We start from the raw sequence: 10,048 nt of genomic DNA, 5'->3' as shown, positions 1-10,048 counted from the left end.
CGGTGGGGTGAGTCCCGCCGGGCCAGTGCGATCTGCGCTCCGATACCGCGCCCGAGCTGGGCCGGCGGGATCCCGGCACGGGCCTGTGCCTGCCGCTGGGAAGCATCAAACGCAGCAGCCGCACGAGCCTGCACTGCGGCACAGGCAGATTTGAGTTCTTCCAAAGCACGGATGTGATCGATCAACGCGGTGTCAGAGTGCGGGAGCTCGGCATCCGCGAGCGCGGCGAGCCACTCGTACAGCCTGGCGGTACCTGCAGGATCGGCGGTGTCTTCTGCGCCGGCGGGTGAAGAAGCTTGCGGAGCGTCGAGGGTGCCGTGGGTGCCGTGGGAGCCTTGGGAACCTTGGGCGCCCTGGGCAACGTGGGCACCGTGGGAGCCGGCCGCACCGGCCGCTGATGCTGTGGTCCGCATCGGGGTACGCACAGCGGCCACCTGCGGATGCTTCGCAAGAGTCCATGCTGGGACCGTCTTATGTCCGCCCACACGGGCCATCGCCGTACCTCTACGAGGACCTTGTAGAGGCACGAGCCTGGGCTCTTGCCCAGTTAGGTCTCGCAAGAATGATTCGAACATGTGTTCGAGTATATTAGTCTCGGCGTGACCGTAACAGACGTCATTTACTGGCCTGCCTACTCGTTTTTCCCTCCCGACGGAACCCCTTTCATACAGCCTGGACCAGGTACCCGTGCCGTTCCACGCAGGACCCAAGTGTTCTCCACCCGATCAGGCCGAACCCCAGCGCCAAGACTTGTTACCAGGAGAGTGTCTGAACCAGGCATCCGTCCTACCGCCAGCACTCCACGAACCCCGGACCCGTTTCCGGCCACAGGCACGCTTCCCAGCCCGGCCCCTTCGAAGCCCTTACCGTTCTCCCCCGGACCCGTTTCCGGCCACAGGCACGCCTCCAGCTCCAGCCCAGGCCCCCTTTCAGACTCCCTTACCGTCCTTCCCCGGTCCCGGACCCGGACCCGCCCCGGTTCCAGTCACCGCCCCCGGCCCCGGAACCCGCCCCTGGCCCAGCCCCCGGACCAGCCACAGGCCCCGGCTCCTGAGCCATTCCTCCCGCTTCCAACCCCACAGCGTCCTGCCATCGCCCGGGGTTCACCTTGGAGGCCGCGATGAAGAGGGTGGCAGCCATCAGGGCCAGCACTCCGGGGCCGGACAAGTTAGAAAACAGGTCCGGCTCGTGGTCCCCCGGAACTGGAGACGACAGGAAGGACACGGCTATCCAAGCAACCAATGCCATAACCCCGGTCACCACTGTCAGGGTCTCCCGGGTACGCACGGACAGAGCCAGAAGAGACACCCCGTAAGTGGCAGCGAAGACACCGCCAAGCGGCAGAAACAGGGCAGCAAAGACCAAAACGGCGAGCGCGCCGCGCTGCTGGCGGATACCGAGCTTCGTCTCAACCCTGGCGGTCATAAGGTAGGCGCCAAGAATGAGTCCGGCCGGGACGAGCAACTGGAGGTAAGGCCCTGCCGGGATCCATGTCAGGTCCAGGGTTTCCCAGGGCGGACGGAATCCGGCATTGCCGCTCAGTTCGAGAAACAGGGAGTAAAGTGCGCCCGCTCCAGCCGCCCGCATCAGCCACATGCCTGCGGATCTATCCGCGTACCCGGCTTTCGTAATTTCCTGACCCAGCGTGTCTCCCGCTGTTCCTGTGCCCAGCATGCCCTGACCTCTCGCCGGCTGTTACCGCGTCCGGGACACTCCGCCCCAATCAGGGCAACCTAGCACAGTGTCAGAACGACGACGGCGCGCCCTCCGCCCGCAGTCGCTGGCAGTTCCCAAGGGGTAGCTGCGTCCGGTACTCCCCACCGGCCATCACCCATCAAATCCCGGCAATAACGAACACCAGGGCCAGCAGGGGCGGCACAGCCTGGATCAGGGCCGGGCGCAGCATTCGTGAGTCCTTGAGGAGGAGCACCAGACCTGCAAGCACCATGGAGGCGCCGGCAAACACAATCAGGGTTGCCCCGACAACCACGTTGTCCAGCGCCAGGAGGATGACCCCAACAACCGTACCGGTGGCGAGATACAGGTTGTAGAAGCCCTGGTTGTAGGCGAGTGGCCGGGTGTGGTTCGCCTGCTCGTCAGAAGAAATCCCGAACAGTTCCCTGGTCGAGGGCGCCATCCACCGGATCGATTCGAGCACAAAGATATAAACGTGGATGGCGGCTGCGATAAGTGCGAAAACCGAAGCTGCAACGAGCATGGGTCCTCCCTGCGTGCCATGGGCCTGGGTCCCACCGCGAGCGCCCGGAACGTTCCGGGGCCGTGGGGGCCTTCCTTGATGCTCCCACTTGCACAGGCAGACAGCTACCCCCTGTGCTCGGCGGGCCTCCGAGTCCTCCCCAGTGCGGTATCCAGCCAGCCGGCTACGGTGTCTTCCCAACGGTCGGGATCCACGTTGTACTCGCGGGTGTGCCCGCCCTGCGGGAACCGGACAAAGGTCACGAGCTCAGGATTTTTCTCGGCCAAATCCGCAGACGGACCAACGGGTACAAACTCGTCCCGTTCGCTGTGCACGATCAGCACGGGAGTCCGGATCTCCTCCGCCCGGGAAACCCAGTCCATACTCTTGAGGTCCAGCGGAGCCGCGAGCCCGGTGAGGGCACGTCCGGCCGCATTGGAAATCAGCCACTGCCCGAGCCTGCCAACCTGCGCCGGAATCCGGTTCAGCCGGGCATGATGTGCCAGCACCTCCACCCAGTTCACCACCGGACCGTCCAGCACCAGGGCACGGATATGCCGGCTCAGCGCGGACTTGTCCGCGGTCTGCAGCGCAATGGCCCCGCCCATGGACCAGCCAAAGAGCACGACGTCGCGCGCGCCATTGGCGAGCGCATAGCGGATGGCTGCCTCGACGTCGTGCCATTCCGTCAGGCCCAGGCCATACCTGCCGTCGGAGGCGTACGGGGCCTCGCCGTCGTTGCGGTAGGAGATGAGCAGGCTGGTCATCCCGGCGCGGCGGGCGGCTCCGAGGCCGCGGATCGTTTCAGTGCGCTGGGCTCCCCTGCCGTGCACCATGATTGCCCAGGTGTCCGATCCGTCCAAGGACCGCACCAGCCAGGCCGGGGCCGTTCCGTTTTCGACGTCGATCTCCACGTTTTCCTGCGGGAAGCCGGCGTCCGACGGCGTGGGATGGACCGTGCCGGACCACCAGCCGCGAACGGCCTTGGCCAGGTCCCCGGAGTAGACATGTTCGACGTCGCGCTGCACTGTTCCCTCCCGCGGCACGTAGGAACGGATCGCCCCGATCCGCGCATACCCGGCGCCGCCGTCGAAATAGAGGCCGTACGTGCCCTCAACAGTGGTGTCTTCATTTGCCGGCAGGATGACCTGCAATCCGTGCGGGGAATCGATCACGGCGAGGATTTCCAGGTTGGCGTCCCGCCCCTGGCGGGGAGTCACGATCTGCCGGGCGAAGTAGACCGCGAGTCCCGACGTCGCTGCCAGCACAGCCGTGGAAGCTGCAGCACCCACGCCCGCACCGAAGGCCGTCCATTTGACCCACGGAGCGGTCAGGGTTGCGGCGGTTTCTTCGGGCACCTCGGAAGAAGAGAGAAGCATGCCTACATTGTGACTGACGTTGGCTCCAAGCAGGGAAAATCCCATGTCACCGGCGGTTCTTTCCCCGTCCCTGAGCTGCCGTTAGGCTTGCCGCATGAACGCGACGATCGTGGTGCTGACCGAAGAAGTCCTGAACGAAGCCGACGCACGAAACCTCGGATACCTGGCGGAAAACAATCCGGTCCGTTTCCAGGTTCTGGTACCCGCCGACCCGGGCCGGAACATGCTGGTGGACGTCCTGGACAACCTGAGCCTGCTGGACTTTGCCGCCGCCTACCGGAACGTCGTAGGCCCGCATCCGTCCGCCAAGCAGGAGGTCAAAGCCGCGGAACAGGAACTCGCCGAATCCCTCGATCTGCTGCGCGGCCTGGGGTTCGACGCCGATGGCCGGGTGACCGGTGAAAATCCGGTCGAAGCGGTGGTCGAGGAGGCGCAGCGAGCTGACGCCCAGCAGGTGGTGGTCATCACCACGCCGCACGCCATCGAAGACACGTTCCGCACTGACTGGGCAAACGAGGCGCAGGACAGGCTCGGCGTGCCGGTGCTGCATCTGTACTCCGGGTCCGGTTTCATCGGCGACTCCTAGAACGGGCATTATTCACGGCCCCTGAGCGTTGGCGAAGATAAGTACTAGACGCAGATAGAGGATCAACATGGACGGCATGACCACGGGCGGAAACATCAAGGACGAGAATATTAAGGGCAGCACCGGGGCGCAGCTGCCGGTCCAGAAATCCGATGAAGAGTGGCGCACTGAACTGACGCCGATGGAATACCAGGTACTGCGCCAGGCCGGAACCGAACGGCCGTACACCGGCGAGTACTGGGATACCAAGACCGAAGGTGTCTACGAATGCCGGGCCTGCGGAGCGGAACTGTTCACCAGCAATGAGAAGTTCGATTCGCACTGCGGCTGGCCATCCTTCTTCGCTCCCCTGGCGGAGGGCACTGTCCGCTACCTGCACGACCGAAGCATGGGAATGGACCGCATTGAGGTGCGGTGTGCCAACTGCGATTCGCACATGGGGCACCTTTTCGAGGGCGAAGGCTTCAACACCCCCACGGACCAGCGGTTCTGCATCAACTCGGTGTCCATCCGGCTGGTGCCGAAGGATGACACACAGGACGACGACGGCCGCGCCCGGCAGTAAGCGGCGCCTCCCCCTGCAGGCCGGGCAGATACCCACCGGCCATTGTCTGCCCCCAAAGCCCGCCGTACGCTCGATTATCCGGTCCATTTACGTTTCCGGTTCAGCGTACGGCGGGCTTTGCCGTGCCGGCGCCGTCCCGGGCCCACCATGGGAGACCCAATGGGAACAGACCAGTATCACGAGCCGCCGTCGGAGCTCCCGCCGGAGATCCGGACCTTCGCCCGGATGTGCGCCAGCCTCAGTGAAGAAGCCGAAGCGATCGGCTGGTACGTCCAGCGCATTGCGGTGGAACCTGATGAGGAATCCCGGAGCATCATGAAGGATTCCCTGGGCGAGGAGTTCAAGCACTTTTCCATGGAACTGGAGTTCCTGCTCCGAAAAACCCCGCAGTGGCGTGCTATTGCCGGCGGCATCCTCTTCACGGAGGGGGACATCGTGGAACACGGCGAGGCCTCGGAAGCGGCAGCGGCCGGAGACGAATAACCCATCCGGGGAGCTGGGCCTCCAGCAGCGGCATCCGCTAACGGCGGCACCCAGCCCAGCGTCTAGGATCCTGGTATGCCTGACACTTCCGCTCGCCCTGCCCGCCATGCCTGGCCCGCTTCCCGCCGTGCCCTGGCGCTGGGAACCGCGGCTGCCGCCGTCGTAGCCTGCGGACTGGCTGTCCGCGGGCTGCCCGGAATGGCGGGCGACGCCGCCGGGGGCATCCTGTATGCCGTGCTGGTGTACCTGCTGTTTGCCCTTGCTTCCCTGGTGCTGTGGCCCCTCCGGGTCCGGCCGGTGCACTTGGCCGGTGCCGCCGTCGTGCTGTGCACGCTGGTGGAACTGTTCCAGCTCACCGGCTGGCCGGCCCGGCTGGGTGAAGCCTGGCCGCCGCTGCATCTGGTGCTGGGCAGCACCTTCAACGCCTGGGACCTCCCCGCGTACGCTGTGGGTGCCGCTGCCGTCTGCCTTTCGGATCGGCATTTGAGCCGGCTGGCCCGGCGGAAGGTCAGCGTCCACACCTAAGATTCCTTGCAGCAGCCTTCCTCAGTGCCATGAAAGGTTAGGTGTCAGGTGCACGAGAACCGTGAACTTGTTGAAGCCCGCATCACCCGGTTCCTGCGCGAACGGCTCGAGCCGGCGCAGTGGCGGGACCGGCGGCCGCTGGAAATCACTGCGTGGACGGCACCCGGCGAACCGGTGCCCTTCGAGGAGGCTGTGCGCGGGGAGTTCCTCCCGTTCACAGCGGGCCAGCAGTGGGGCGCACCGTGGGACACCACCTGGTTCCGGGTCAGCGGGACGGTTCCGGTGGACTGGGATGTGGGCGACGGAGTCCGGACAGAACTGGTGATCGATCTGGGTTTCGACGGCGAAGGCCCGGGGTTTCAGGCCGAGGGACTCGTGTACACGGCCGATGGGTTAATCGTGAAAGCGGTGGAACCGCGGAACCTGAGCGTTCCGCTCCCCCACCGTCCCGGCGAGGCCTTCACCTACTACATTGAGGCCGCTTCCAACCCGAACGTCATTGCAGGCTTCACTTTCGCGCCGACGCCGCTGGGCGACCGGACGACGGCGGGAGAAGCCCCCCTGTACGTCTTCCGCGCAGCGGATCTTGCCCTGCTGGATGTGCCGGCCTGGAACCTGGCCCGGGACTTCTGGACGCTGAATGGGCTGATGCACGAACTGCCGATGGACCTGCCCCGCCGGTACCAGATCCTGCGCGCCATGGAACGCGCGGTCAATGCCGTTGACCCCGTCAACATTCCCGGCACGGCCAGTGCCGGACGTGCCGCGCTCGCCGCCGTGCTGGAGAGCCCGGCGTACGCGAGCGCGCACCGGATCCACGCCGTCGGGCACGCCCATATCGACAGTGCCTGGCTGTGGCCGGTCCGGGAAACCGTACGGAAGGTGGCCCGGACCTTCGCCAACGTCCTTGAACTGATGGACAAGAACCCGGACTTTGTCTTCACAGCCTCCTCGGCCCAGCAGTACGCCTGGCTGAAGGAGCACTATCCGGAGCTGTTTTCCCGGGTCGCAGAAAAGGTGCGCAGCGGGCAGTTCGTGCCCACGGGCGGGATGTGGGTGGAATCGGACACCAATCTGCCCGGCGGAGAGGCCCTGGCCCGTCAGTTCGTGGCCGGAAAGCGCTTTTTCCAGGAAGAGTTCGACGTCGATCCGGAGGTGGTCTGGCTGCCGGACTCCTTCGGTTACTCGGCCGCGCTGCCGCAGATCGCCCGGGCCGCCGGCGCCCGCTGGTTCCTGACGCAGAAGATCTCCTGGAACGAAACCAACACCATGCCGCACTCCACGTTCCTGTGGGAGGGCATTGACGGCACCCGCCTGTTCACACACTTCCCGCCGGTGGACACGTACAACTCCGAGCTTTCCGGGCAGGAACTGGCCAGGGCACAGCGCCAGTACGCGGAGAAGGGCTTCGGGAACACCTCCCTGGTCCCGTTTGGCTGGGGCGACGGCGGCGGAGGCCCCACCCGGGAGATGCTCGCCGCGGCGGAACGCACAGCGGACCTGGAAGGTTCGCCCACGGTCCGGCTCTCCAGCCCGGAGCGCTTCTTCACCGCGGCCGAAGCGGAGCTGGCCGAGCCCCCGGTATGGTCCGGGGAACTCTACTTGGAGTTCCACCGCGGCACCTACACCAGCCAGGCCAACACCAAAAGAGGCAACCGGCGCTGCGAGCATCTGCTGCGGGAGGCGGAACTGTGGGCTGCGACGTCCGCGGTGCGGACCGGCACCCCGTACCCCTACGAGGCACTGGAGCAGGCGTGGCATACCGTCCTGCTCCAGCAGTTCCACGACATCCTGCCCGGCACCTCCATTGCCTGGGTGCATCAGGAAGCAGAGCGCAACTACGCCCGGGTGGCGGCGGAGCTGGAGGCACTGATCGACGACGCCGCCCGGGCCCTGTTGGGCAGCGGCAGCACCACGGTTGTGCTGAACGCCGGCCCGTATCCACAGCAGGGCGTGCCCGCAGGAGGTGCGGCCGCGGCGGCTGCAGCAGCCTTCTCCGCCAGCTGGAAACGCACCGAATCCGGCTGGCAGCTGACGGGCCCCAGCCTTCGGCTCACAGTGGACGAGTCCGGACTGTTTACCTCATTGCTTGCCGCCGGCCGCGAGGTGTTTCCGCCGGGCCGGCCCGGAAACCAGTTCCAGCTCTTCCGCGACACCCCAAACCAGTGGGACGCCTGGGACCTGGACGCGCATTACCGGTTCAACACCAGTGCCCTGATGCTGCCCGACTCGATGGCGCCGGAGGCCGGCGGCCGGACGCTGCGCATCGAGCGGTCCTTCGGCTCCTCGACACTGGTTCAGCGGATCTCGCTCAGCCCGGACGGCACGGCGGTGGATCTGACCGTGGACGTGGATTGGCACGAGCGGCAGAAGCTGCTGAAGCTCGCTTTTCCCCTGGACCTGCACGCCGACCGCGCGGCGTCGGAGATCCAATTCGGACACCTGTACCGTCCCACCCATGCCAACACTTCCTGGGACGCAGCGCGCTTTGAAACGGTGGCGCACCGCTGGATTCACGTCTGCGAGCCCGGATTCGGCGTCGCTCTGGCCAATGACCGTACCTACGGGCATGACACGGTCCGCAGCGAAGCGGACGGCCGGACCTGCACCACGGTCCGGCTCTCGCTGCTGCGCGCCCCGGTTTTCCCGGATCCAGGCACTGACCAGGGCGCCCACCGGTTCCGGTTCTCCCTGCGTCCGGACGCCGGGATCCCCGAGGCGGTGGCCGAGGGATACCGGCTGAACCTGCCGCTGCGCACTGTGTCCGGTGTCCAGACCGCCGAAGCCGCCCCGCTGCTGGCCGTGGACAATCCGGCGGTGGTGATCGAGGCAATCAAGCTGGCCGAGGACCGCAGCGGCGACGTCGTCGTCCGGCTCTATGAGGCCTTCGGCGGGCGGGCGGCTGCCCGGCTCACGCCCGGGTTCGGTTATGCCGCGGTAACCGCAACGGATCTGCTGGAACGCACGGTGGAGTCCGGCGCCCTGCGGGTTCCGGGAGACGAGGGCAGCAGCGACGGCACAGTTGAACTGCTCCTGCGCCCGTTGGAAATTCTTACCCTGCGGTTCCGGCGGAGTTGATAGAGCCCCAGCCCTCAGCCAAGCCGTTCGATGATGGTGACGTTGGCCTGGCCGCCGCCCTCGCACATGGTCTGCAGCCCGTAGCGCCCGCCGGTCCGCTCCAGTTCATGCAGCAGTGTGGTCATGAGCCGGGCACCGGTGGCGCCGATGGGATGGCCCAGCGCAATTCCGCCGCCGTTGACGTTGACCCGGGACAGATCGGCGTCGAGTTCGCGCTGCCAGGCCAGAACTACAGATGCAAAGGCCTCGTTGATTTCAATTCGGTCCATGTCCACCAGTGACATTCCGGTGCGTTTCAGCGCGTGCCGGGTGGCTTCGATCGGGGCACTGAGCATCATCACCGGATCGTCCCCGCGGGCGGTGATGGAGTGGATCCGCGCCCGGGGCCGCAGCCCGTACCGGCGCACCGCGTCCTCCGACGCGAGCAGCAGGACAGCGGCGGCGTCGGAAATCTGCGACGACGTCGCGGCCGTAAGTTTTCCGCCTTCCCGCAGCGGCGCCAGGGATTCGATCTTGGCCCGATCCGGGGTCCGGGGCCCTTCATCAGCACTGAGGCCGGCCACGGGAAGGATTTCCCGGTCGAAGCGGCCCTCGGCCTGGGCGGCGAGCGCCCGGGTGTGGGATTCGACGGCGAAGTCCTCCAGTTCGTTCCTGGAGAGGCCCCACCGGTCCACCATCATCTCCGCGCCAATGAACTGGGAGATTGGCTGCGTTCCGTACCGCGCTTCCCAGCCGGCAGACCCGGCGAACGGATTGGGGAACCCCAGCTCTGCGGCCGCCGTGTTGGCGTACCCGATGGGCACGGCGGACATGTTCTGCACCCCGCCAGCCACCACCAGGTCCGAGGTCCCGCTCATCACGGCCTGCGCCGCGTAGGAAATCGCCTGCTGGCCGGAGCCGCACTGGCGTTCCACGGTGGTTCCCGGCACCCGTTCGGACAGCCCGGCAGCCAGCCACGCGGTCCTGGCGATATCCATGGACTGCGGACCCACCTGGTCAATAGAGCCGAGAATGACCTCGTCGAACTCTGCCGAGTCAATGCCGGTGCGCCGAACGGTTTCGCCGATCACCGCAGCGGCCAGATCGGCCGGGTGCACTCCGGCCAGACCGCCGTTGCGCCGGCCCACCGGCGTGCGGACTGCGTCGATGATGAAGGCTTCAGCCATGCGGGAAAACCTTTCGTCTGGGGAAGACGGCCGGGTGCCGTACCTCACAGACTAGGCCAGCCCCGCCAC

The 10,048-nt window shown here is 66.3% G+C and carries 9 protein-coding genes and 1 pseudogene; 5 read left to right on the top strand and 5 right to left on the bottom strand.

From position 1 onward, the window contains the following. The 4 genes and pseudogenes from H9638_RS14835 to H9638_RS14820 form a co-directional block, all read right to left on the bottom strand. Positions 1-434, bottom strand: a pseudogene (locus tag H9638_RS14835) (hypothetical protein); the annotation flags it as partial. A gap of 505 nt (positions 435-939) precedes the next feature. Beyond that, a complete protein-coding gene (locus tag H9638_RS14830; RefSeq protein ID WP_191748646.1) occupies positions 940-1,674 on the bottom strand; it encodes a hypothetical protein in 735 nt (244 codons plus the stop codon). Between the two features lie 160 nt (positions 1,675-1,834). Further along, on the bottom strand, positions 1,835-2,218 hold the full coding sequence (locus tag H9638_RS14825; protein WP_191748644.1) for a DUF1304 domain-containing protein: 384 nt from the start codon (positions 2,216-2,218) through the stop codon (positions 1,835-1,837). A gap of 104 nt (positions 2,219-2,322) precedes the next feature. Then, positions 2,323-3,576 (bottom strand): alpha/beta hydrolase, encoded by a 1,254-nt coding sequence (locus H9638_RS14820; RefSeq protein WP_191748642.1) that lies wholly within the window; start codon positions 3,574-3,576, stop codon positions 2,323-2,325. Between the two features lie 94 nt (positions 3,577-3,670). Between H9638_RS14820 and H9638_RS14815 the strand changes: the two genes are divergently transcribed. The 5 genes from H9638_RS14815 (at position 3,671) to H9638_RS14795 (ending at position 8,813) form a co-directional block, all read left to right on the top strand. Beyond that, a complete protein-coding gene (locus H9638_RS14815) occupies positions 3,671-4,162 on the top strand; it encodes a hypothetical protein (RefSeq protein ID WP_191748640.1) in 492 nt (163 codons plus the stop codon). A 76-nt stretch (positions 4,163-4,238) separates the two neighbouring features. Next, positions 4,239-4,727, top strand: a complete 489-nt coding sequence (gene msrB, locus H9638_RS14810; RefSeq protein WP_191748696.1) for a peptide-methionine (R)-S-oxide reductase MsrB — start codon at positions 4,239-4,241, stop codon at positions 4,725-4,727. 159 nt (positions 4,728-4,886) lie between these two features. After that, positions 4,887-5,210 carry a ferritin family protein gene (locus H9638_RS14805; protein ID WP_191748638.1) on the top strand — a complete coding sequence of 108 codons (324 nt, stop codon included), beginning with the start codon at positions 4,887-4,889 and terminating at the stop codon, positions 5,208-5,210. A 75-nt stretch (positions 5,211-5,285) separates the two neighbouring features. Beyond that, positions 5,286-5,735: a ribosomal maturation YjgA family protein gene (locus tag H9638_RS14800; protein WP_191748636.1), complete on the top strand. Its 450-nt coding sequence runs from the start codon at positions 5,286-5,288 to the stop codon at positions 5,733-5,735. Between the two features lie 48 nt (positions 5,736-5,783). Beyond that, positions 5,784-8,813: an alpha-mannosidase gene (locus H9638_RS14795; protein WP_191748634.1), complete on the top strand. Its 3,030-nt coding sequence runs from the start codon at positions 5,784-5,786 to the stop codon at positions 8,811-8,813. Positions 8,814-8,827: 14 nt separating this feature from the next. Here H9638_RS14795 and H9638_RS14790 read toward each other — a convergent pair whose 3' ends face one another. Continuing rightward, positions 8,828-9,979: an acetyl-CoA C-acetyltransferase gene (locus tag H9638_RS14790; protein ID WP_191748632.1), complete on the bottom strand. Its 1,152-nt coding sequence runs from the start codon at positions 9,977-9,979 to the stop codon at positions 8,828-8,830. Positions 9,980-10,048: the final 69 nt, after the last annotated feature.

Origin of the sequence: Arthrobacter pullicola, from assembly GCF_014836875.1 — a bacterium.
In the GTDB taxonomy this organism is placed as follows: domain Bacteria; phylum Actinomycetota; class Actinomycetes; order Actinomycetales; family Micrococcaceae; genus Arthrobacter_B; species Arthrobacter_B pullicola.
This window is presented reverse-complemented; position numbering and strand designations above follow the sequence as displayed.